This is a genomic window from Streptomyces sp. NBC_00289, assembly GCF_041435115.1.
Taxonomy (GTDB): domain Bacteria; phylum Actinomycetota; class Actinomycetes; order Streptomycetales; family Streptomycetaceae; genus Streptomyces.
This window is the reverse complement of sequence record NZ_CP108046.1, coordinates 6,340,295-6,362,370: the sequence shown is the minus strand read 5'-3', so window position 1 is coordinate 6,362,370 and position 22,076 is coordinate 6,340,295. Positions and strand designations below refer to the sequence as shown.

Genomic DNA, 22,076 nt, shown 5'->3' with positions numbered 1-22,076 from the left:
GACGTACCGTCAGAAGTGGAGGGGTGTACCGTGCCCGCCCGTTCCCGAGCGGCTCTCAGAAGCCCGAGACGTCGGAGTCCAGGAAGACCACCGTGTACTGGACCATGAAGCCGACGCAGAACACGACGACCACGCCGAGGAAGGCCAGGATGCCGAGGGTGGCCGCCGCCTGCTTGACCCGGCTCGGCTCGTGCGCCGTGGCCACCACGTCACGGCCGTCGGTGTAGTAGACCGTCACGTAGTCGCCCTCCACCGTGGTCGCCCGGCCGCCCTCCTCGTCGAACCGCACGACACGGCCGTCGCGCGCGGTGAACTCGTAGACGTGGTGCAGCGCGGTGCGCACGGACGTGTCACCGCCGCCGCCGTGGGTCGTCGTGAACGCCCGCAGACAGCGCGCCTCCGCGGTGAGCCCGCTGTTCCAGGCGCCGCGCACCTGGAGCCAGCGGCGCACCACGCGGTACGCCATGAACAGGGCCAGGGCCATGATCAGGCCCGGAATGAGGTAGAAGAACACGTCCATTGAGCTTCCCCCGCGGTCAGTTGCTTCCTGTGGGGGGAACCTACCCGCCTGAGCTGCCGGATTGTCTCAAGAAAGGCTCAGTTCCGAGCCACGGCCGGGCGCCGTGCGAGGCGCGCCCGGGCCGTGACCCACGGGCCCTGCCGGACGACGGTCAGAACGTGACGTCGGAGCAGGCGTAGAACGCGTTGCCGGTGTCCGCGATCGTCCACACGGCGACGACGACATGGTGACCGCTGAGCCCGGTCGGCAGCGTGCCGCTGTGGGAGAGCGTGGACGGCGGGCGCTGCCCGTTGTACGGCACCGTCAGGAACGGTGTCGTGTTCAGGTCGGAGCGGGCGAGGTTGTGGTTCTGGTTCCAGCCCTGCCTGGTGACGTAGTACTTGAAGTCGGTCGTGGAGTGCATCGCCGTGAACTGCCAGCGGAAGGTGTAGCCCTGACCACCCGTCACCCTCGTGGTCGGCCAGGCGCCGCCGGAGGGTGTTTTCGGACTGTCGAGCTGTGCGAAGCGCGTGTTGTTGCCGGAACATATCCGGCCGTCCGCCGCGCCGCCGGCCGGGAAGCCCTTCGGGCCCTCGACGCTCTGCGGCTCCCACTGGATGTCACCGCAGTTGGCCACCGTGCCGTTCTGGCAGAGCTTCTGCCGGCTGATGGGGAGATCGGTGTAGCCGTGGCTGCTGGCACCACCGGAGGAGAGCACGAGGGCTCCGGTGGTGGCGAGGCCCACCACGGCGGCATACAACCTGGTCTTTTCGCGCATACTGCCGCTCCTGGAGAACGTGGGGGAGGTTCTGTGAGCCGTGCAGGTCTAGACCAAGTCCCAGATTATTGCGGCCTCTTGAACATGTCCATACCAATCGGAGAACGTGTTCGAGGGGTCGTCAGGGCGCCGGTTCCCCCCGCCCCGAACAGAACGCCACCGTCAGGTCCTTCACCAGCACCTTGCGTTCGTAGTCGTCGAGTTCGACCAGGCCGCGCATGGTCAGCCGGGTCACCGTGTCCTCGACCGAGTCGACGACCGAGGTGAGCACCGTCGCCCGCTGCTGGGCGTCCAGCGCGGCGATACGGCGGCGGGTCATCGCGGCGGCCACCTCCGGGGCGTACTCGACCCGTACCGGCTGCACCGAGAACACCTCGACTCCCACCGGTGCCGCGTCCGCCGCGACCAGCCGGGTCAGCGCGTCCCCGGCGACACCGACGGAACCCCGGGCGGACCCCGGCAGCTCCACCGGCACCCGGACCAGCGCCGCCTCCACACACTCCCGCAGATACGTCTCGTGGTCGTCGACACCCAGCGTGGCCCGCGCGGTGTCCCGCACCCGCCAGACCACCAGGACCACGACCCGCAGCGCGACCCCGTTGCCGTCCGCCGCCGGCATCGGCTCACTGCGCCAGTGCCGCAGCCGTACGTCGACCCGGCGGCGCAGCAGCAGTGGGTTCACCCACATCAGCCCGGTACGCCGGACCGTCCCCCGGTAGCGGCCGAACAGATCCAGCACCCAGGCCCGCCCGGTGCGGCCGCGGGCCAGCCCGCCGAACCCGAAGAGGCCGAGCGCCGCGGCACCCGTGTACGCCGCCCATTGCGCCGGGCCGAGTCCCGCCCCGGCGTACGACGGCAGCCGCAGTGCCCGCGTCGCCAGCGACGGCAGCTCGCCCGCCCACCACGAGACGACCACGCAGCCGGCCAGACCGCAGGCCCCGGCGAGCACGCCCACCGCCCCGGGCAGCACCCGCGCCGGCCGCTCCACCAGAGCGGGGTCGACCTGAGGCACGGGGCGCGTCGTCGCGGCCGCGGGTCGCCGCAGTCGTGGCTGCTCCCCCGTGCCCTGCCGGCGCCCGACGACCGCGGGTCCGAGCGGCACCGTGGTCGAGGGCACGGGCTCGTCACGGAACAGCAGGTGGACGGGGATCTCGGTGGTCGCCTCGTTCTGGATGAGCCGGCCGGTCCTGGCCGGACCCTCGGTGGGCCCCTCGGACTCGGGTGTGTGTGAAGTGGTCGTACTCATGCGTGCCTCCAGCCTCCGCGCCAGATACGCCGTGACGTGAGCGGTTTCCGCGAGACCGCGGGCCGCGGGGTGTGGGGTGGTGCGATGCGGTTCGTTCATGTGCGGGTGGGTTGTCGGGGACCCGGGGTGTCGCGCAGTTCCCCGCGCCCCCTCGCCCCTGAGAGGGGGGCTCTGCTCGGGTGTCGGGTGCGGGTGCGTTGTGGCTGGTCGCGCAGTTCCCCGCGCCCCTGAGGCTGGTTGCCGTGCGGTTGTCGGGAGGGGCTCGCAGTTCGCCGCGCCCCTGAGGCTGGTTGCCGTGCGGGTTGTCGGGAGGGGCTCGCAGTTCGCCGCGCCCCTGAGGCTGGTTGCCGTGCGGGTTGTCGGGAGGGGCTCGCAGTTCGCCGCGCCCCTGGGGCTGGTTGCCGGGTGGGGTTGTTGGATGGTCGGGCAGAGCCCGGCCGGGGGCCCTCGTTTCCTTGCGGGTCATGAGAAGAGGCGGCGCCAGGTTTCCGGGCCTGGGTAGCCGTCCGCCGCGCCGCCCCGCCAGCCCTGGGCGCGCTGGAACGCCTCGACGCTCCGCCGGTCGGCCTCGCTCCAGCGCGGTCCGGGACCGGTCGTGTAGTGCTTGCCGTACCCCTTCTTCACGAGTTGCCGGCCGAGCCGGGTGACGTACTCGTTGGCCGCGCCGGGCCGGAACAGCGCCCGTCCGGGATAGCCGGGCACCCCGTGCGAGGAGGGTGCGGTGGGTCCGGCCGCCCCGGCGGCGATGTTCCTGCCCGTTCCCGTGGCCAGCAGCGTCCAGGTCCGTGGACCCGGGTAGCCGTCCGCGTCCGCTCCCGACCAGCCCTGGGCCCGCTGGAACGCCTGGGTGGCCCGCCGGTCCGTGTCCGACCAGCGCGGGCCGGGACCCGAGGTGTAGAAGGGTCCGGCCCCGTGCCCGACGAGCATCCGGCCGAGCTCGGTGACGTACTTGTTGTTGGCGCCGGGGCCGAAGTAGGCGGCCCCCGGGTACGCAGTCGCCGTCTTCCCGGCGCCCGGTTTCGCGTTGCCGGAGTCGGGCTTCGCGCCGCCGGAGTCCGTTGACGCGCCCGCCGTGCCGCCCGCGAGCCCCTTGTAGCGGTAGGCGAGGTAGTCGTCCGAGTGACTCCAGTAGGCGTAGGGGGTGGACTGGAGGCGGGTGGTGGGGCGGGTCTGCTCGTAGGCGGTGTAGTAGGTGTGGGTGTCGTCCGTCCAGCCGCCGAAGAGGACGACGTGGGAACCCTGCTCCGGGTTGACCGGGTTGTGGAAGAGCAGGATGTCGCCGGGCTGCAGGTCGTCCTTGGCGATCCGGACGCTGTACTGGTCGAGGCTGCCCGTCCACTCGTTCCCCGGCAGGTTCCAGGCCATCGAGACGTAGCCCGAGCAGTCCTGGCGGTAGCCGTCGAACCAGTAGTCGTACATGCTGTACGGCACCTTCGCGGCGACCCAGGTCCTGGCCCGCTCGATGATCTCCGCGCGGGTCGTCGCGGGCGTCTTGACCGGCCCCGTCGGCTTCACCGGGGTGCCGGCCGGACCGTGCAGCGGGGCCTTGCCACCCTGCGGCGTGTCGGGCTCGTCACCTGCGGGAACGGCCGGCCGGTCGGGGGCGAGCGGGACAGCCGCGGCCGGTACCGCGTGCCCGATGCCGAGGGTGGCGGAGGCCGCGGCCGCCAGGATCACGGCCCGGTGGGCCGCCGGGTGGCCGCCGGTGCGGCCGGTCCGGGAGTGCGGCAGTACGCGCCGCCAGTGGACGCAGCCGGGGCAGTCGCAGTCGCTCGCGGGATCGACTTCCTCGAATACCGCAGTCTCCATGCGACGCCCCTTACGCTCCGGGTGGAAATGTCCGCAACTGTGCACGTTCGACAGTTTCCCAACTGTGTTCCCGACGCGCATGCTGACGGTCCGAATGATGTACAGGGACCTGCCGGAGAGGTTCGGCCGGCCGGGTCGACCCCCCGGACGAGTGGACGGAGCACTCTCGGACGTCGGGTAGAGTTGTGCAGGTCAGCAGGCGCCGCTAGCTCAGTTGGTTAGAGCAGCTGACTCTTAATCAGCGGGTCCGGGGTTCGAGTCCCTGGCGGCGCACAGACAGAGCAGGCCCCCCGTTCACCCGGGGGGCCTGCTGCTTTTCGGCGCGGCGTGAGCCGGTGATCAGTTCCGGGTGGATAAAAGCCAAAAGAAGGCACTTCCGTAACTTCTCCGTCCGATCGAACACAAAGGCTCCACAAGCTCCCCACAGGCCCCACAATGAGCGCGTATCACCGGTAAACACCGCGTTTCGCGTCTTGCGATCATGATGGACGCCGTAGAACCCTGGCCTTCAAGCTGCCGTGGATTCGCGGCAGTTGGGGGGACAAGGGCCGGTTGCCGGTGATGCGGGGAAAGGGGCCCCGTTGCCGAAGGATGCCGAGGGGGGCATTCCGCAACCTGCTGGTCACAGTCCGTGTCTCCATGTGCGCGACGTGTGCTGACTGTGGCTCACCGTGGACGCGCCTGCCAGGGCCGAGGGGGGTCCGACCAGGCGTGAGGAACCGACGAACACGCGTTGACCCGCGTGTTGGGGGGATGACTCATGACGTCGACGCCGACGGGCGCCCGGCAGAATCTCGAACCAGCTCAGACCGTTCAGCTCAGCAAGCCCTCGCACCACACCGGAGCATCGCATCGGATCACGACCTCGCTGCCGAAATACGACTACGAGCACTACAGCCGACTGGCGGGACCCCTCACCCAGCCCGATCCGAACAAGCCGTACCGGGTCCGGTACCGCTCCCTGATCTCGCAGGAGCCGCACCGCGTCAGGGTCGCCCTGATGCTGGCCGCCGCGCCGCTGCTCTCCCTGGTCCTGCTCGGCTGGCTGCTCCAGCCCGAACACTGGACCGAACGCGACTACCCGGCCTTTTCCTGGCTGCCCGCCCTCGACCTCGTGATGCTGGTCTCGATCGGTCTGATCGAGTTCTTCCGCTGCATGAACGTGCTGTCGAACGCGCACGCCACCCTGGTCGCCCGCGACCCGGTGCCGGTGGTGCCGGAGACCGGCACGAAGGTCGCCTTCCTCACCTCGTTCGTGCCCGGCAAGGAACCCCTGGAGATGGTCACGCGGACCCTGGAGGCGGCCGTCAGGATCCGCCACCGGGGCCTGCTGCACGTCTGGCTCCTCGATGAGGGCGACGACCCCGGCGTGAAGGCGGTCTGTGAGCGCCTCGGCGTGCACCACTTCTCCCGCAAGGGCGTCGCCAGGTGGAACCGGCCCACCGGCCCGCACCGCGCCAGGACCAAGCACGGCAACTACAACGCCTGGCTCGAGGCACACGGCGACGACTACGACTACTTCGCCTCCGTCGACACCGACCACGTGCCGCTGCCGAACTACCTGGAGCGGATGCTCGGCTTCTTCCGCGACCCGGACGTCGGCTTCGTGATCGGCCCGCAGGTCTACGGCAACTACGACAACCCGATCACCAAGGCCGCCGAGTCGCAGCAGTTCCTCTTCCACGCGCTGATCCAGCGCGCCGGCAACCGGTACGGCGGCCCGATGTTCGTGGGCACCTCCAACGCCGTACGGATCAGGGCGCTCAAGCAGATCGGCGGCCTGTACGACTCGATCACCGAGGACATGGCGACCGGCTTCGAGATGCACCGCGCGAAGAACCCGGTCACCGGCAGGAAGTGGCGGTCGGTCTACACCCCGGACGTGCTCGCGGTCGGCGAGGGGCCGGGCGCCTGGACGGACTTCTTCACCCAGCAGCTGCGCTGGTCGCGGGGGACGTACGAGACGATCCTCAAGCAGTACTGGAAGGGCTTCTTCTCACTGCCGCCCGGCAAGCTCCTCAACTACACGATGATGATCATCTTCTACCCGATGTCGGCGCTCAACTGGATCCTGGCGGCACTGAGCTGCGCGCTGTTCCTGGGCCTGGGCGCCTCCGGGGTGAACATCGACCCGACCGTGTGGCTGATGCTCTACGGCAACGCCTCCGCGCTGCAGATCGGCCTGTACGTCTGGAACCGCCGGCACAACGTCTCCCCGCACGAGCCGGAGGGGTCGGGCGGTGTGGCGGGCATGGTGATGTCGGCCCTGTCCGCGCCGATCTACGCCCGCTCCCTGATGGACACCGTGCTGCGCCGCAAGAGCGGGTTCGTGGTGACACCCAAGGGCGACTCGGCCAGCCCGGACACCCTGTTCGGGACCTTCCGCATCCACCTGTTCTTCATCGCGGTCTTCGGCGTCTCGATCACCGCCGGGTTCGTCTTCGGGCACTCCCACCCCGCGATGGTCACCTGGGCCTCCTTCGCCCTGCTGGTCACCGCCTCGCCGATCCTCGCCTGGCGGTGGACGCTGCGGACGGCGAGGAAGCGGGCGGCCGCCCCCGCGGCGGCTGAACCGCAGGACGCGGTGCCCCCGCAGGTACCGGCTCCCACGGTGGTGGCGCCACCCCCGGCGGGGTCGTCGCCGCCGCCCGGGGGCGCGCCCCCGCCTCCGGGTGTGACCTCGCGGGCCGCGGGTGGGTCGGCGCAGGCTCCGGCCGGGACATCCCCGGCCCCACCGGTGACGTCGCCGTACGCCCAGCCGGGCCCGGCGCGTCAGAACGGCCCCGCGCACCAGCCGAACTGGGCCGCCTCGGGCGGGGCGGGCGATGCGACCGTGCGGATCGCGCTCGGCGGATCGGGGGGACGTAAGGAATGAACGACCGCACCGGACACCGTCGGGTCCGTCGTTTCGCGATCGCCACGGCGGTGGTGCTCGCCCTGGCCGGGACGAACGGGCCGTGGGCCTACCGCTTCGGGACGGAGAAATACCACGCGTACGTGATCAACAAGGCCGAGTACAAGGCGGACAACGGCCACTGGGACGTGCTGGAGTTCCCCGAGGAGTACCGCCAGGACACCATCCACGCGGCCCTTCTGCGCACCGGCAAGGTGCTGCTCATCGCGGGCTCGGGCAACAAGCAGGCCAACTTCGACGCGAAGAGGTTCGACACCCGGATCTGGGACCCCGTCGACAAAACCGTCAAGAAGGTCCCGACACCCAAGGACCTGTTCTGCACCGGCCACACCCAGCTCGCCGACGGCAGGCTGCTGATCGCGGGCGGCACCAAGCGGTACGAGAAGCTCAAGGGCGACGTCACCAAGGCCGGCGGCCTGATGATCGTGCACAACGAGAACCCGGACGGGCCGGTCACCCTGCCCGCGGGTACCCGGTTCACCGGAAAGGAGAACGGCAGGACCTTCCTGTCGAAGGACCCGGTCCTGGTGCCCCGCGCCAAGAAGGTGTTCGACCGGAAGACCGGGAAGTTCCTGCGCAACGACCCGGGTCTGGGCCGTATCTACGTCGAGGCGCAGAAGAAGGGCTCCCAGTACGAGACGGGCACCCAGGACAACTACCGGATCGGCGGACTGAGCGGGGCCGAAGCCCGCAACACCTACGGCATCGCCCAGAAGCTCGCCCTCGACAAGAAGGACTTCCAGGGCATCCGGGACGCCTTCGAGTTCGACCCGGTCGCCGAGAAGTACATCAAGGTCGACCCGATGAACGAGGCCCGCTGGTATCCGACGCTCACCACCCTGAGCGACGGCAGGGTCCTCAGCGTCTCCGGGCTCGACGACATCGGCCAGCTGGTCCCCGGCAAGAACGAGACCTTCGACCCGGCGACCAGGAAATGGACGTACATCCCGAAGATCCGGCAGTTCCCGACCTACCCGGCGCTGTTCCTGATGCAGAACGGCAAGGTCTTCTACTCGGGTTCCAACGCGGGCTACGGGCCCGACGACGTCGGCCGGGACCCCGGCGTCTGGAACGTGGACACCAACCGGTTCACCAGGCTGACCGGGCTCAGCGACCCCGACAGGCTGGAGACGTCCGGCACCGTCCTTTTGCCGCCGGCGCAGGACGAGAGATTCATGGTGATCGGCGGCGGCGGGGTCGGCGAGTCCAGACTGTCCAGCAAGCGGACCCGGATCATCGACCTCAAGGCCGACAACCCGAGGTTCGTCGACGGCCCCACGCTGGAGAAGGGCACGCGGTACCCGCAGGCCTCGGTGCTGCCCGACGACACCGTGCTGGTGTCGGGCGGCTCGGAGGACTACCGGGGCCGGGGTGACTCCGACATCCTCCAGGCGCGGATCTACCGGCCGGACACCGACACCTTCGACCGGGTCGCCGACCCGCTGGTGGGCCGCAACTACCACTCGGGCTCGATCCTGCTGCCCGACGGGCGGGTGATGTTCTTCGGCTCCGACTCGCTCTACGGCGACAAGGGCAACACCAAGCCCGGCGAGTTCGAGCAGCGCATCGAGATCTACACGCCGCCGTACCTCTACCGGGGGGCGCGGCCCGACCTCTCGGGCGGCCCGCGGACCATCGCACGCGGCGGGTCCGGCACGTTCACCTCACGGCACGCCTCCTCGGTCAGGAAGGTGAGGCTGATCAGGCCGAGCGCGTCCACCCATGTCACCGACGTCGACCAGCGCTCGATCGCGCTGGACTTCACGACGTCGGGCGACAGGATCACGGTGACGGTGCCGGGGAACAGAAACCTGGTGCAGTCCGGGTGGTACATGCTGTTCGTGGACGACGGGCGGGGCACGCCCAGCAAGGCGCAGTGGGTGAGGGTGCCGTAGCCGATTCCCCGCGCCCCTGCTGGGGCGCGGGGATCGTGCGTCAGTGCGTCAGCCCTTCAGTGGTCGACCGTCAGCCGTCAGCCGGAGGACTCGGCCAGCTTCCGGGCGTAGGCGGGCCACCACTCCCCCGCCTTCGGGCCGCCCTTGCACGTGCCGTCGGACTCGCCCGGCCGCTTGATCCACAGGTACGCGTCCGCCAGGGCGTCGGCGGTCTTCGTCGTCGGTGTCTCGCCCAGCGCCCGGCCCGGCGGGTTGCACCAGCGTTCGTCCGGATCGCCCCCGGTGTAGGGGCCGTTGCCGTTGCGGCTGGTGTCGACCACGAAGTGTTTGCCGCCGACCTTCGCGGACAGCTGCCTGCCGTACGCGACGGAGTCCTCGGTGGAGTAGAAGTTGGAGACGTTGACCGCGAAGCCGTCGGCCCGGTCGATGCCCGCCCGCCGCAGCGGTTCGAAGATCTCGTCGGGGTGGCCCCAGCCCGCGTTGCCCGCGTCGAGGTAGACCTTGGCGTTCTTCAGGGACGTGAGCTTGGTGACGGCGTCGTTGAGGAGGGCGTAGCGCTCCTCGTGGATGTTTTCCGGGGTGCAGCCGTCCACCAGGTGCAGTACGGCGTCCGGTTCGAGGACCACCGTGACGGGCCGGTCCGCGACGCCCGCCACGACGCCGTCGATCCAGGCGCGGTAGGCGTCCCCGTCGGCGGCGCCGCCCTGGGAGTACCGGCCGCAGTCGCGGTGCGGGATGTTGTAGAGGACGAGCAGCGCGGTACGGCCGACCCGGTCGGCGGCCTCGGTGAAGCCGCGGGCCTCCCGCTCGGGGTTCTCCGCGCCGATCCACTCGCCGGTCGGCTGCTCGGCGATCTTCCGGATCCGTTCCGCGTCGCGGTCCCGGCCGGCCTTCGTGTAGGCCGCGACCTGCTGGGCCGCGTTGCCGTCCGGGTTGACCCAGAACGGGTCGGCCTCCTTGGGCTGTTGGGTGATCCGGGCACCGGCACCCCGCGCACCTCCGCCCTCGGCTCCGGTTCTGCTCCCGCCTCCGCTCCCGGAGAAGCAGCCCGCGACGAGCAGTGCCGCCCCCAGCACCGCCGCGGACGCTCGCGCTCCTGAAGACATGGCGGCCCCCCTGCTGCCGTACATCCAACTCCCCCTCGGGTGTACCGGTTTGGGTGCACCGGTCCGAGTTTCAATCCTGGCATACGTGACGCATGCCCACGAGATCGTCCGGATTTCCGGGGGCGGGGGCGGGCGCACGGAAGGGCGCACGGCCATGTGCCGCACCACCCGGGATCCGGGACGGACGGGAGTCCGACGCCAGGGCCTAGAGGACTGTGCCCGTAAGGTACGCCGACACGATCACGTTCGCCGTGTAGCTGCGGCTCACCCGGTCGAAGGTGCCGCCGCAGGTGATCAGCCGCAGTTCGGCGCGACCCGCCTGCCCGGGCCCGTACGCCTGGCGGGCGTCGAAGCGGTCGCGGGCGACGACCCGGACGTCGTCGACGGTGAACTCGGCGATCTTTCCGTCGTCGCGGACCACCCGGACCGTCTCGCCCGGCTTCATCGCACTGATCTTGTAGAAGACCGCGGGCCGGGTCTCGGTGTCGACGTGTCCCACCATCAGCGCGGTCCCGGCGGCCCCGGGCTTGGCCCCGGCCGCGTACCAGCCGACGACCCCGGGCTGGTCGAACGGCGGCGGCTCGACCGCCCCCTGCCCGTCCAGCCCGCGGGCCACCACCGGTGCCTGGATACCCAGCTCGGGGATGTCGACGCGCTGCGGCACGGCGTCGCCGAGCGGTCGGCGAGCGGGCGGCAGCTTCACGTCCGGCGGCCGTCCGACCGCCGCCATGTCACCGGTGGCCGTTCCGGACATCCCGTCCCGTACGTCGGTCACCTCGCGGCCCCAGAGCCACAGCCCGAGCAGCAGCACCGCCCAGGCCACGCCGGTGAGGAGCCGGCCGGTGCCGGTGGAACGCTCATGATCGGACATGGCCCGTCATTCCGTCCTGCGGCTCCGGCGCACGCCGCGGAGCGCGACAGCCACCGCGGCGATGCCGGCCAGCGCGAGCCCGGTCACCGCGTGCCCGGCGCCGGGACCTGCCGGGCGGGCTTCCGCGGCGGCGAGGTGGGGCGCGGCACCGCCACCGCCCGCGTGCACGGGAGCGATCGGCGAGGAGGGGGCGGACGGCACGTCCGTACTCTGCCCCTGATCCTGGTCCTGTTGCCGGCCCTGGTCCTGGTCCCGGCCCTGGCCGACGGTGATCCTGGCCTTGTGGTCGGAACCACCGCAGCGGATCTTCACGTCGTACGTGCCCGCGGTGACCGTCGAGCGGATACGGCTCTCGCCGACGAGCGTGCCGTCGGCGTCGGTGAGCCTGATGTCCGCGACGAAGGCCGCCGAGACGGCGACACCGGTCTTCTGCGCACAGCCGGTGACACGCATCGCGATGTCACCGCCGGGGGCGGGGGACGCCGGGCTGACCGAGACACCCCCGTCCTGCGCGTACGCCGTCGGCGTGAAGGCGACGGCCGCCAGGATTCCCGTACACAGAGCGACTTTTACTGAACCCATCGTGAACCTCCAGATACCTGGAGGCTCTCCCGCCCGACCGGGCCCCGCATCCCCTGAGCGCCCCCGCTGCTCCGATCGGGTGGCGGCGGGGGGCGGCCGGTTTCGGCTTCGGGGGTCTCGTCCTCGGGCCTGAACGCGGGTGGTCAGATCCGGTCGACGAGGTCCGCGATGGAGTCCACGACCTTCGAGGGCCGGTACGGGAAGTCCTCGACCTGCTCGGGCCGGGTCAGGCCGGTGAGCACCAGGAACGTCTGCATCCCGGCCTCCATGCCGGCCAGCACGTCGGTGTCCATGCGGTCACCGATCATCGCGCTGGTCTCGGAGTGCGCGCCGATGGCGTTGAGCCCGGTCCGCATCATCAGGGGGTTGGGCTTGCCCGCGAAGTACGGGTTCCTGCCGGTCGCCTTGGTGATCAGCGCGGCCACCGCGCCGGTCGCGGGCAGCGGGCCCTCGGTGGAGGGGCCGGTCTCGTCGGGGTTGGTGGCGATGAAACGGGCGCCGGCCTGGATGAGACGTACGGCCTTGGTCATGGCCGTGAAGGAGTACGTGCGGGTCTCACCCAGGACCCCCAAAACGTAGTTTGAGGACGTTCGATTACCCTGACCCCAGAACCGGAATGAGAGAGTCCGCATGGGGATAATAGTCGGCGGCTACGCGCGCATCAGCGACGTAGGAGAGCTGGGCGACGGCCGAGACGGCGAGGAGGGGGTGACCCGCCAGAAGGAGGACGTTCACGACCTCGTGAAGGTGCGGTCCCTGACCCTGCACCGCATGTACGTGGACAACGACCTGTCCGCCTTCAAGCGCCGCGTGAAGCGGCCGGACTTTGACGAGCTGGTCTCCGACCTGGAGACCGAGATCATCGACGGGATCGCGGCGTACAACATCGACCGCGTGACCCGCCAGCCTGGGCAGCTCGAACGGCTGATCGACATCTACGAGCGGGCCCGGCGGCCCATGGTGTTCGCCACCACTGCCGGCGACTACGACCTCTCCACGGACGACGGCCGGTTCAATGCCCGGCTCTACGTGATGATCGCGAACAAGTTCTCTGCCGACGCGGCCCGCCGAGTCGCCCGGCAGAAGAAGGCCGAGGCGTTGCAGGGGAAGCCCCACCGTGGGGTGGCCCCGTTCGGTTGGATGGACGGCGGCGAGAAGGCCGAGCCGTTCGAGGCCGAGCTGATCAGCAAGGCTCATCGGGACATCCTGAACGGGAAGCTCCTGTCCGAGGTGCACGCCGAATGGGTCGAGCTGGAGGTGAGGAGTCGGCAGACCCCGCCCGGCCGGAACATCACCTACACCGCCGTCCGGTACATCCTCACGAACCCTCGCCTCTGCGGGTATCGGGTCTATGTGCCGCAGGCGGAGCGGGAGAAGCGCGGGCGCATCGACCTGAGCGAGTTCGTCCTTGAGCGGTCGGACGGGACGCCGGTCATCGGCGAGTGGGAGAAGATCTGTTCGCCGGACGAGTGGCGGGCCGTGTGCGACGTGCTGAAGTCGAGGGCCATGAAGGGCCGGGGCCGCAAGAAGGGCACCACGGTCACGAAGCGTCTTCTGACTCGCCTGGCGCGGTGCGGCGAGTGCGGCGGTGGCATGCAGTCGATGATGTACACGCGGGGCACCGTGAGCTTCGACCGGTACGGGTTCTTCTACGCCTGCCTCAAGGCCGCGGGCGGCTGTGGCGGGGTCTCGCGATCGGGCCCGCCGGTCGAGGAGCACGTCGAGGGTCTCCTCCTGGGGCACCTGCGGCGCATGTCGAAGGCTCTGCGGTCGGGCACGTCGGAGATCAATCCGGCTCTCGTGAAGGCCAGGGTCGATCTGGATCAGGTGAAGGCGGAGATCGCAGAGGCCCGGCAGTTGCGGGAGTCCGGCGAGTTCCCGCTGAAGGAGTTCGTGCGGGAGATCAAGCGCCTGGACGACCGGCGCGATGTCCTCGAAATCGAGGTCGCGACCCTGAACGTCTCCGGCTTGGAGTCGAGCACCACGGCGGCCGAGCGGATCATCAGGGAGTGGGGAACGTACACGACCCCGATGAAACGCGCTGCGATCGAGCGGTTCATCGAGGCCGTGGTGATCAAGAAGCAGCCGCGGGGCGGTAACCACGCGTTCCGGTCGGACTTGATCGACGTCATCTGGAAGTAGCGGGGCGCGTCATTCATCGCGCTCCAGACCGAAGCGGGCACAGAGCCACTCCACGTCTTCGGGGGTAGGGGTCGGGGCCTTGGCGAGCATGGCCTCGATCCACTCCTCTTTCGTCACGGGGCGACCCTCCCGTTCGCCTGGAAGGCCGCGTACGTGACCGGCATCAGGTCGGCGAAGATTCGCTCGACCTGTTCGGCGCACATCTCGATCTCGCGTTGCGGGTGGGAGGGGAAGCGGGCGCTCTCCTCGCCCGTGCGGAGGCTGAGGAAGTTCATCAGGCTCCGGGCGTTCATCGTGACGTACATGGATGAGTAGATGTTGACCGGCAGGACGGCGCGGGCGACTTCGCGGGCGACGCCCTGTTTGAGCATCGTCTCGTAGAGCCCCCAGGCGACCGCGCACGTGTGGCGGGTCGAGAAGGACACCAGGTCGTATTGGTCCTCGTCGCCCGGCTTGAAGGTGTAGGCGCCCGGCTTGCCGACCTGAACGAGATCGCGCTCCCTGGCGGGGTGGTAGAAGGTCGGCTTCAGCTTGCGGTAGCGGGCGCTCTCCTCGTTGTACGAGGCCATCCGGTGACGCTGCCATTCCCGGATGACGAAGATCGGCGCCTCGGCGTACAGGGTCATGGTGGCGTGCTCGAAGGGGCTGCCGTGCCGGTCCCGCATGAGGTAGCGGATCAGGCCCAGGTCGGCGGGGCCGAGGTCTCCGGCCGGGAGGGACTCGGGGCCCTTCGTGGAGACGCGGGCCGCGAAGACGACATCGGCGTCCGATGCGGAGTGCTTCACGAGGCGGACGGTCATGTCGTCGCGGAAGGTCGGGACGGTCACAGCAGATTCCTTCGGGGTCAAAGTTTACAGTCAGGCCGCGAGGCGCGCGGCGATCTCTTCGTACGAGCGGCGGGACTGCTTCGTGAGGTGCCACATGTCGTACTCGCACTGGTAGACGCGGTTCTCGCGGCTCATCGGCATGTGCACGTCCGTCCGGCTGGCCTGGCGGTCGCGCTTGGCCTGGGCCCGACCGAGGGCCTTCTCGGCGGCCCGGCGGTCGGCGAAGGCTCGCTTCGCGGAGCACTCGCAGTTGTGGAACTCGACGGTCTTCATTGGGTCTCTCCTTCGGGGTTCAGTGGCGGGTGATGATCAGGCCGTTGCGGCGGGCCATGCGCATGTAGGTGAGGACGGTCTGACGCTCGACGCCGAGGTAAGCGGCGAGGTGGCGGGCCGGATTGAGAACGCCGTCGATCTCGGCCTTCAGGAAGTGCGCGGCGAGACGGGCGAGGAACGCGTGAGTGACGCGGCCGGTCCCCCGGAGTGCCAGGAGTTCGGCGATGTCGGCCTCGGTCATGGCGGGGGCGCGGAGGATCTCGTGCTCGGTCATGTCGGTGTCCTTGTGTCATGAGGCCCGGAACTTGTCGCACGGGCAGGTGGGTATCTGGCAGGCGCCTCGGGAGGTGCCGGCGGATGAGTGTGTGAAGGGTGCGTGGCCGCATTCGAGGTGGAAGCAGTAGCCCTTCCAGCCCTTCTTGCCGTCCACGTTGGCGAGCATCACGCCGGGGGCGTAGAGCTTGACCAGGCGGCCGGTCCCCCCAATAGAGAGCTTCTTCGCGAAGGCTTCGGCCTCGGCTGCGTTGCCGAACGGGGCCCAGTTGAGCCCGCGGCTTCCGTCCTTCCAGGTGTGGACCAGGGCCACCCAGTCGCGCATCTGGAGGATCTCGCCGACCTCCTTGATTACGGCCTTGGCCATGTGGTCGGCGCTCTCGAAGGTGGGGTCCTCCAAGAGCGCCTTCACGGCCTCGACCTCTTCCTTCCGGGGTGTCAATCGCATGGTGCCATCTTAACAGCCCGGTTCCATCTTTACACAGCGAGCGGGATGAGCTGCATCACTCGGTCGTGGAGCTGGGCGAGGCTGCCATCGTTGCGGATCACGTCGTCGAACAGGTACCCCGCGAGGGCGTTCTCGCTGACGTGGCCCGGCTCGCCGACCGTCGTCAGGTCCGGCCGCTCGATCGCGACGACCAGGCCGCCACGGGCCCGGATCGCGTCAGCCTCGTTGGGGAAGCGCACGTCCGTGATGACGGTCGGCCCCCACGACTCGAAGTCGCGGAAGAGGGCGTCCACCCACACGTCCTCGCCGAGGTTGTCCCGGCCGCCCTCCGTGCCGAGGCGCTGAAGGTAGACGCGGACCTCGGGGAACACCTCCTTGACCTCCTCCCATCCGTAGGTGTCGACCTCGTACTTCAGGGAGGTGAACCCGTCCCGGTACGAGGAGTCGTCGAGTACGGGGTTCATCGCGTAGAGCATGGCTCGCACGTTGTCCGCGAAGGCTCGGCGGGTCCAGCCCGCGTCGAGGAGGGCCTGTGCGGCGGCGTCCTTGCCGGAGCGGGCCTTGCCGGCGAATCCGATCAGGGGGGCGTTCATTGCGCTGGTGTCCTTTCAATCAGGTCAACATGGGTGAGGCAGATACCGCCCGCGTAGCCGTCGACGGAGACGACGGGCTCTCCGTGGCCGAGCGTCCACGCGGGGGTGCGGGTGGTCGTTTCCAGCCGCTCGAAGTAGTCGGGGAAGCCGTCCTCGGGGCGGGTCAGCGGGTAGGCGATAACCGGCGTCCCGATGGGGTGGCGGGCGTTCCACTCGTCGGCGGTCATCCGAGGTAGTCCACCGAGATCGGCTCGGCCTCGTCGATCGCGGTCTCGAAGGCCCACTCGTCCGCCATCAGCGCCTTGCGCTGCTGAAGGTTGGCGTGCCGGGCCTGGATCGCGCGGAGCATCTCGTCGACCTCGCGGTACTCGCGGGAGATCGCGTTCAGCCGGTCGAGTCGGCGGGAGCGGGCGAGCGTGGCGGCCTTCTCGTGCACGAGGGCGCGGTCGCGGCGGTGCATCTCGATCAGGGCCCTGATGATCTCCCGCGTCCGGGCCGTGGCGCCGTCCGGGGCCGGGTAGTCGCCGATGCCGGTCTGTATGCGGCGGACGCCGAAGCGCCAGTCGGTCTGGTCGGCGTGGACGATGGCGGAGTTCGCCAGGCGGGAGCCGAGGACTTCGAGCGTCCCGGAGACTCCCCCGCGGCTCCAGGTGTTCACGCCGTAGGCGACCTCGAAGGCGGACGGGAGCAGCTCGAAGGCGGTCTCCTCGCGGGCGCCGGGAACGCGCGGCTCGTCGTACTGGGGGGCGATCTCGACGACACCCTTCACGCGGGGGCCGGTCAGCTCGTAGGCGGTGACCCAGGGCTTCGAGGCTTCCACGGTCTCGACGGTGACGGCGCCGAAGGACAGGACAAGTGTGGTGGTCATGCTCGTGTCTCTCTTCTCTGTGGTGGGGTGGCCGCCCCTGCGCGTTCCCTGTACGTCAGGGGCGGCCGGTTGGAAGGTGGGAGGTCAGGCGGCGTAGCAGGCCCGGACGGGGATGCCCTCGGCCTGGGCGTGCCGGATGCAGCCCTCGGCGCACTGAGTGAAGAAGGCGAGGGCCTTCGCGGCGGCGTCGGCGATGGAGTCGGCCGACTCGAAGCGCGGGTCCTGCATGCGGAGCATCTGCTCGCGCTCGCCCCCGCCCCACATCAGGTAGAGGCCCTGGCCGCTCCAGTAGATCCGGCCGCCCCCGTTGGGGTTGTTGGAGTTCTGCTCGTGGAACACCGCATCATCGGTGAGGCCGCGCTCGACGCGGACTCGGACGGTCGCGCCATCGGACAGGGTGGCGGGCTGGGTGTAGCTCATGATGGGTTCCCTTCTCGGGTCAGTTGGAGGTGCCGGCGGACTGCGCGGCATAGAAGCGGAGGGCCTCGCGGGCCTGGGCTCGGGCGTACGGGCCGCCGTAGAAGCCGCCGCAGGAGTCGACCGGCTCCCACTCGGGCTCGTCGGCCTCGGGCTCGTCGGTCTTCTCGATCACGAAGGCCCACACGTCCCCGGCGAGCCATGCCTCGTACTCCTGCATCTCGGCTTCGATGTAGCCCTCGGAGAGGAGGCCGCGGTCGAGGTCGTATATCTCCTCGCCGGTCATGTACCAGAGGGAGCGCGGGCCCTTCTCGGGTGAGGACTCCAGGACGATGCCGCCGTGCATGATGGCGACGTACCGCTCGAAGGTCTCGACGCCCTTCCACTGGTTCCAGGCCAGGCGGCGCCAGATGTGGGCGAGGGGGCCGCCGTCCTTGTCGACCGGCCCGTACTGGCCGAGGTGACTGTCGATCGTGATCACGTGGACTTCGGTGTCGGCGTCCTGGCGGGGATTCTCGGCGTGCTCGTCCTGGACCAGGCGGACGCGGAAACGGCCGTCCTCGGAGGTCGCGAGGGCTTCGGACATGTCGTGTGCTCCTTCGGGGGTTGGGGGGCCGCCCCGGCTTTCCCTGTGCGCAGGGGCGGCCCGTGGTGGTGCAGGTGGTCAGGCGGTCTGGGTGGCGGCCAGGGCCTCGGCGTCCCACGCGGGGATGGGGCGGCCGATCTCGGCGTACCGAGCGGCTCGTCTGGCGGCGTTCGCGGCGCCCGAGTACGGGCAGCCCTTGTGACGGCGGGGCGGCGCGGGGTTGGCGCCCTTCCGGTCCCGCATGTGCGAGTAGTAGGCGGTGAACTCGACGCCGCACAGCTCGTCGACCAGGGCCCAGCGGTGTTCGCTGCCGGGGTATCCGTGGTGGGCGCCCGCGCATCGGGTACGGGTGCAGCCCTCCGGCTCGGGTATCGGGGTCTCGCGGGGCGAGTAGCCCAGCTCGGTCATGCGGGCCCAGGCGATCGGGAGGCTTTCCAGGTTGCGCGGGGTGGCCTTCAGGAAGGGCGAGAGGAACGGGGCGGTCATGGTGTCTCCGTTTCGGGTTGGGATGGCTGGGCGGGCGGGGGAAGGTCAGGCGGTCGCGGGCTCCTCCTCGGCGTGGATCTCGTCGAGCACGGCGTCCGCGTGGCGCTGGAGGATTCCGTACGCGACCTCGTGGGACTCGTAGGCGTCGGCCATGATCCGGAGGATGCGGCCGTAGTTGGCCATGAAGGCGAGGTACGGGCCGAAGGGGAGGGTCTGTGCGCGGTGCATGTCCTCCGTGATCGCGGCCTTCTCTGCGGCGAAGTCCTCGCCGACGACGGAGCGGGTGCGGTAGGGGGAGCGGTAGGCGTTCATGTCGGTTCCGTTCTGGGGGAGTTGGTCAGGCAGCGGGGAGGTAGCCGAGGGTGCCGGCGGAGTCGACGGCCCAGACCTCGCCGGGGTCGAGGACCAGATCGCGGGAGGTGATCTCGGAGCCGCAGTTGTCGCAGCGGAAGAGGCCGGAGGCGGTAGCGCCGAAGGGGGCTCGGCTGCACTCGGAGCAGATGATCGTGATCACGGGTAGCCTTTCGGGGTGGCCCCTCCTCGTTCCCTGTGAGGAGGGGCCGCTCTGCGTGTGGGCGGGTTAGGACTGGCTCTCGCGCTCGATCGAGGTCAGGAGGTCGAGCAGCTCGTCCGAGAGCCTCAGCTCGTACTCACTGACCGGCCGGACCTCCTCGGGCGGGAGCATCTCGACGGGGAGGGCGAAGGCGAGCTTCGCGGCGGCCTCCGAGAGGAGAAGGAGCGTGTGCCATTCGTCGGTGCCGGGGTCGTAGTCCTCGCGCCACTCGTCGACCTGTCGCGTGATGGCGAGCACCTCGCGGGCGGCGGTCTGGATCTGCTCGAAGGCGATCGAGCCGGGGGTGTTCACGGACGGGGTCATGTCTGCCTCTTTCTGGGGGAGTTGGGGTGGCCGCCCCTGCCCGTTCCCTGTGCGGGAGGGGCGGCCCGTGGTGCGTGAGTGATTAGGCGGCGAGGGCTCGGCGTCCGCCGACCCGCGTCTGTCCGAGGTCGGCGCGGCGACCTGCGGCCTCTCCGGCGGCCTTGCCCGAGCCGCCCCGGCGGACGCCCCGGCTGTTCTGGGTCCTCGGGTACGCCTCCGCGAAGCGGGCCAGGGTGACCGACTTACGGTCGGCGAGGACCAGCTCGGCACTGCGGCCGGTCGCGCTCGGTCCGGCCTCCTGGCGGGCGCGGGCCTCGATCTCCTTCAGCCGGGCGTAGACCGTGAGCATGAACCCGGCAAGGAACGACTTGCGGTAGGTGACCAGGCTTTCCCCGTACCGGGGGGTGCCGTGCCGCATCGCGTTGAACGCCTGGAGAGACAGCGAGGTGAACAGCATCTCGACTCGTTCGAGGTCCGACTCATAGCCGAACATGTGGACCTCGCCGCCTCGCAGGTTGATCCCCTTGCAGCCGAGGGCGTCCGCGATGTACCCGAGGAGGTAAATCCGGTCCTTCGCGTACGTGCCGGTGATCTTGATGATGCGGTCGCCGGGCCGGTCCTGCGACGGGTCGGAGTCGGCGAGCATCGCCCGCTCGATCCCGTACTTCGCCATGAGGGCGGCGGCCTTCGCGAAGTAGGTCTCCGCCTCCTCGGGGGTGGCGGCCGGGTCCTCGGCCTTCGCCAGGATGGCGCGGATCTTCGCGAGCTTGCCGTCTTCAGGCATGGGGGTAGCCATGTGCGTGCCTTTCAAGGGGAGTTACTGAACTGCGCTGGATGGCTCATTCAGAGGGGAGGGCCCGCCTCCCGCTGACCTCCTTTCGGAGGTTTCGCCTTTGCGCTGAGGGAAGATCAGGCGCGGGTCTTGACCGTGCTCGCCTGCATCACTGCGGCGTACTGGCCGACCATGAGCGCCTGCCACGTCTCGCGGAACTCGGTGTCCTTCAGCGGGAGGACCGCACCGAGAGCGCGGCACACGCGGTCGAGCAGGCCCGCCATGTCCTCGCGGTCGACCAGGAGGGCGCAAGCGATGCACGCGTGCCATATGCCGTCGTCGTCGAAGAGGACTGCCTCGCCCTTGTCGTTCGCCAGGCCGACGACCGGCCGGTCATCACTGAGCACGTACTTCCATCGGGCGGTACCGGGCAGGTTGCAGAAGTCGCAGTCGCGCATGATTCCTCGGGTTTCGATGGGGGGCCGCCCCGGCATTCCCTGTGTGCGAGGGCGGCCCGTAGGGGTGGAGATCAGACCTGGGCAGGCTTGGCCGACTTGCGGCCCGAGGCGTTCATCGCGTCCCGTACGGCGGTAAGCGCGACCTTGACCTCGGCGAGCTGCGAGGCGTGCGCTACGGCCTGCGAGAGCTGCCAGGCGGTCACCTTGTAGGCCGGGGCATCGGTGTCCTCCCCGTGCGCTTCCAGCCACGTGCGGTTGATCTCCGCGAGGGCGAGGTCCGTAGCCTCTGCGAGGACGGCCGCCCGGAGGAGGGTCTCCCAGTGGGATTCCATCCACAGGGGCTGAAGGTGGGCGCGACGCTCGACCCCGGCGAGAGCGGAGACCGCCCGGCCTTCCAGGTCCCTGCGCTCGTTCGCCATGCTGTGCAGGCCCTTGTCCGAGAACTTGCGGGCCGAGTAGCGCATCTCTTCGCGCTCGGTGTACAGGGCGAGGCTCATGACCTCGCGGTGACGGTCGACGGTGCCGGCGGCGTGCTGGATCGCCGCGACGAGGGGGGACGTGCTCAAGTGATCCTCACTTCGGGTGGTTCGATGCGGGCTGGCATCGTCAGAGGGGAGGTACCGCCTCCCGCTGACGCCCCGAGGGGCGTTTCGCCTTTGCATTCGATGGGGGGGTGTGGCCGCCCCTGCCCGTTCCCTGTGCGGGAGGGGCGGCCGGAAGATCAGGCCCGCGACAGGTCGCGGTTAGAGGTGACCTCCTGCACGGAGATCCCGTGCTCGTGCATCACGCCGCAGTCGTCCTCGCCGCACTCGCACTCCTCGCGGAGGGTCTGTGCGTGCATCTCGGCGCAGCCCTGGGCGTACTGCCAGGCCGACCACAGGGAGGTGAACCAGGACTCGGCGTCCCGCTCGTATCCCTCGCGCTGGGTGACCAGGACTCGCCCGTCGCCCTTGGCTTCGACCTCCCACAGGCCCACGAGGTCGCCGCCCTCGTGCCAGACCCGGACCTCGTGGTTCGGCTCGCACTCGCCCTCGAAGGTGCAGCCGGACCCGTCGCAGTAGCCCGTGAAGCAGTGCCAGGAGTTCGCCGGGTCGCAGTCCTCCTGTCGGCAGGACTCGCACTCGTGAGCGTTCATGATGTGCATCCCGCAGCACTCGCAGTCATGCGCGCCCCGGATGATCTCCCGCGACTCGTCTTCGAGGAGGTCCCAACCCTCGGGGATGAACTCCCACACGTCGGCGGGCTCGTCGTCGAGGTAGTGGTCGATGTACGTCGTCTCGCCTTCGGCGTCCTCGACGATCAACATCAGGTAGTAGGAGGCGATACCGGGGGCAACGATCGTGGACATGTGGCCTC

The 22,076-nt window shown here is 69.7% G+C and carries 28 protein-coding genes and 1 tRNA gene; 4 read left to right on the top strand and 25 right to left on the bottom strand.

Annotation, left to right across the window (positions count from 1 at the left end):
• Positions 1 to 55: 55 nt before the first annotated feature.
• The 4 genes from OG985_RS28905 to OG985_RS28890 form a co-directional block, all read right to left on the bottom strand.
• Positions 56 to 520, bottom strand: coding sequence for a hypothetical protein (locus tag OG985_RS28905; protein WP_371671267.1), 465 nt, complete (start codon positions 518 to 520; stop codon positions 56 to 58).
• Between the two features lie 151 nt (positions 521 to 671).
• Complete coding sequence (locus OG985_RS28900; RefSeq protein WP_371671266.1) at positions 672 to 1,277, bottom strand: lytic polysaccharide monooxygenase; 606 nt, start codon at positions 1,275 to 1,277, stop codon at positions 672 to 674.
• Between the two features lie 121 nt (positions 1,278 to 1,398).
• Positions 1,399 to 2,523 (bottom strand): SPFH domain-containing protein, encoded by a 1,125-nt coding sequence (locus OG985_RS28895; protein ID WP_371671265.1) that lies wholly within the window; start codon positions 2,521 to 2,523, stop codon positions 1,399 to 1,401.
• A 462-nt stretch (positions 2,524 to 2,985) separates the two neighbouring features.
• Entirely contained in the window at positions 2,986 to 4,332 is a 1,347-nt protein-coding gene (locus OG985_RS28890) for a peptidoglycan-binding protein (RefSeq protein ID WP_371671264.1), read from the bottom strand.
• A gap of 199 nt (positions 4,333 to 4,531) precedes the next feature.
• On the opposite strand from OG985_RS28890, the gene OG985_RS28885 reads away from it, so the two are divergent.
• The 3 genes from OG985_RS28885 to OG985_RS28875 all read left to right on the top strand — a co-directional run bounded on the left by OG985_RS28885 (position 4,532) and on the right by OG985_RS28875 (position 9,141).
• Positions 4,532 to 4,605: transfer RNA gene (locus OG985_RS28885), tRNA-Lys, on the top strand.
• A 487-nt stretch (positions 4,606 to 5,092) separates the two neighbouring features.
• Positions 5,093 to 7,207 (top strand): glycosyltransferase family 2 protein, encoded by a 2,115-nt coding sequence (locus OG985_RS28880; protein WP_371671263.1) that lies wholly within the window; start codon positions 5,093 to 5,095, stop codon positions 7,205 to 7,207.
• Positions 7,204 to 9,141 carry a galactose oxidase-like domain-containing protein gene (locus tag OG985_RS28875; protein ID WP_371671262.1) on the top strand — a complete coding sequence of 646 codons (1,938 nt, stop codon included), beginning with the start codon at positions 7,204 to 7,206 and terminating at the stop codon, positions 9,139 to 9,141. The genes OG985_RS28880 and OG985_RS28875 overlap by 4 nt, the downstream gene beginning before the upstream one ends.
• A gap of 77 nt (positions 9,142 to 9,218) precedes the next feature.
• Here the strand turns inward: OG985_RS28875 and OG985_RS28870 are convergent, their stop codons facing one another.
• The 4 genes from OG985_RS28870 to OG985_RS28855 form a co-directional block, all read right to left on the bottom strand.
• Positions 9,219 to 10,271: a glycoside hydrolase family 6 protein gene (locus OG985_RS28870; RefSeq protein ID WP_371671261.1), complete on the bottom strand. Its 1,053-nt coding sequence runs from the start codon at positions 10,269 to 10,271 to the stop codon at positions 9,219 to 9,221.
• Positions 10,272 to 10,452: 181 nt separating this feature from the next.
• Complete coding sequence (locus OG985_RS28865) at positions 10,453 to 11,118, bottom strand: class F sortase (RefSeq protein WP_371671260.1); 666 nt, start codon at positions 11,116 to 11,118, stop codon at positions 10,453 to 10,455.
• A 6-nt stretch (positions 11,119 to 11,124) separates the two neighbouring features.
• Complete coding sequence (locus OG985_RS28860) at positions 11,125 to 11,700, bottom strand: hypothetical protein (RefSeq protein WP_371671259.1); 576 nt, start codon at positions 11,698 to 11,700, stop codon at positions 11,125 to 11,127.
• A gap of 143 nt (positions 11,701 to 11,843) precedes the next feature.
• Positions 11,844 to 12,230 (bottom strand): HAD hydrolase-like protein, encoded by a 387-nt coding sequence (locus OG985_RS28855; protein WP_371671258.1) that lies wholly within the window; start codon positions 12,228 to 12,230, stop codon positions 11,844 to 11,846.
• Between the two features lie 100 nt (positions 12,231 to 12,330).
• Here OG985_RS28855 and OG985_RS28850 point away from each other — a divergent pair, with 100 nt between their 5' ends.
• Positions 12,331 to 13,842, top strand: a complete 1,512-nt coding sequence (locus tag OG985_RS28850; RefSeq protein ID WP_371671257.1) for a recombinase family protein — start codon at positions 12,331 to 12,333, stop codon at positions 13,840 to 13,842.
• Between the two features lie 113 nt (positions 13,843 to 13,955).
• Here the strand turns inward: OG985_RS28850 and thyX are convergent, their stop codons facing one another.
• The 17 genes from thyX to OG985_RS28765 form a co-directional block, all read right to left on the bottom strand.
• The gene (thyX, locus tag OG985_RS28845) at positions 13,956 to 14,642 is read right to left on the bottom strand and encodes an FAD-dependent thymidylate synthase (RefSeq protein ID WP_371674521.1); all 687 of its coding nucleotides are present in this window, start codon (positions 14,640 to 14,642) and stop codon (positions 13,956 to 13,958) included.
• A gap of 57 nt (positions 14,643 to 14,699) precedes the next feature.
• A complete protein-coding gene (locus OG985_RS28840; RefSeq protein ID WP_371671256.1) occupies positions 14,700 to 14,942 on the bottom strand; it encodes a hypothetical protein in 243 nt (80 codons plus the stop codon).
• 19 nt (positions 14,943 to 14,961) lie between these two features.
• Complete coding sequence (locus tag OG985_RS28835) at positions 14,962 to 15,216, bottom strand: hypothetical protein (protein ID WP_371671255.1); 255 nt, start codon at positions 15,214 to 15,216, stop codon at positions 14,962 to 14,964.
• 15 nt (positions 15,217 to 15,231) lie between these two features.
• Positions 15,232 to 15,663, bottom strand: coding sequence for a hypothetical protein (locus OG985_RS28830; protein WP_371671254.1), 432 nt, complete (start codon positions 15,661 to 15,663; stop codon positions 15,232 to 15,234).
• A 29-nt stretch (positions 15,664 to 15,692) separates the two neighbouring features.
• On the bottom strand, positions 15,693 to 16,256 hold the full coding sequence (locus tag OG985_RS28825; protein WP_371671253.1) for a hypothetical protein: 564 nt from the start codon (positions 16,254 to 16,256) through the stop codon (positions 15,693 to 15,695).
• Positions 16,253 to 16,483 (bottom strand): hypothetical protein, encoded by a 231-nt coding sequence (locus OG985_RS28820; RefSeq protein ID WP_371671252.1) that lies wholly within the window; start codon positions 16,481 to 16,483, stop codon positions 16,253 to 16,255. The genes OG985_RS28825 and OG985_RS28820 overlap by 4 nt, the downstream gene beginning before the upstream one ends.
• Complete coding sequence (locus OG985_RS28815) at positions 16,480 to 17,124, bottom strand: hypothetical protein (protein ID WP_371671251.1); 645 nt, start codon at positions 17,122 to 17,124, stop codon at positions 16,480 to 16,482. Before OG985_RS28815 ends, OG985_RS28820 begins: the two co-directional genes overlap by 4 nt.
• 84 nt (positions 17,125 to 17,208) lie before the next feature.
• Entirely contained in the window at positions 17,209 to 17,544 is a 336-nt protein-coding gene (locus tag OG985_RS28810; protein WP_371671250.1) for a hypothetical protein, read from the bottom strand.
• A 19-nt stretch (positions 17,545 to 17,563) separates the two neighbouring features.
• Positions 17,564 to 18,127: a hypothetical protein gene (locus OG985_RS28805; RefSeq protein ID WP_371671249.1), complete on the bottom strand. Its 564-nt coding sequence runs from the start codon at positions 18,125 to 18,127 to the stop codon at positions 17,564 to 17,566.
• Positions 18,128 to 18,205: 78 nt separating this feature from the next.
• On the bottom strand, positions 18,206 to 18,613 hold the full coding sequence (locus OG985_RS28800) for a hypothetical protein (protein ID WP_371671248.1): 408 nt from the start codon (positions 18,611 to 18,613) through the stop codon (positions 18,206 to 18,208).
• Positions 18,614 to 18,658: 45 nt separating this feature from the next.
• Positions 18,659 to 18,925, bottom strand: a complete 267-nt coding sequence (locus OG985_RS28795) for a hypothetical protein (RefSeq protein WP_371671247.1) — start codon at positions 18,923 to 18,925, stop codon at positions 18,659 to 18,661.
• Positions 18,926 to 18,950: 25 nt separating this feature from the next.
• Positions 18,951 to 19,127, bottom strand: a complete 177-nt coding sequence (locus OG985_RS28790) for a hypothetical protein (protein WP_371671246.1) — start codon at positions 19,125 to 19,127, stop codon at positions 18,951 to 18,953.
• A gap of 66 nt (positions 19,128 to 19,193) precedes the next feature.
• The gene (locus OG985_RS28785) at positions 19,194 to 19,490 is read right to left on the bottom strand and encodes a hypothetical protein (RefSeq protein WP_371671245.1); all 297 of its coding nucleotides are present in this window, start codon (positions 19,488 to 19,490) and stop codon (positions 19,194 to 19,196) included.
• Positions 19,491 to 19,572: 82 nt separating this feature from the next.
• Complete coding sequence (locus tag OG985_RS28780; protein ID WP_371671244.1) at positions 19,573 to 20,274, bottom strand: DUF2786 domain-containing protein; 702 nt, start codon at positions 20,272 to 20,274, stop codon at positions 19,573 to 19,575.
• A gap of 125 nt (positions 20,275 to 20,399) precedes the next feature.
• Entirely contained in the window at positions 20,400 to 20,720 is a 321-nt protein-coding gene (locus tag OG985_RS28775; protein WP_371671243.1) for a hypothetical protein, read from the bottom strand.
• 71 nt (positions 20,721 to 20,791) lie between these two features.
• Entirely contained in the window at positions 20,792 to 21,286 is a 495-nt protein-coding gene (locus OG985_RS28770) for a hypothetical protein (RefSeq protein ID WP_371671242.1), read from the bottom strand.
• Positions 21,287 to 21,441: 155 nt separating this feature from the next.
• Entirely contained in the window at positions 21,442 to 22,068 is a 627-nt protein-coding gene (locus OG985_RS28765; RefSeq protein WP_371671241.1) for a hypothetical protein, read from the bottom strand.
• Positions 22,069 to 22,076: the final 8 nt, after the last annotated feature.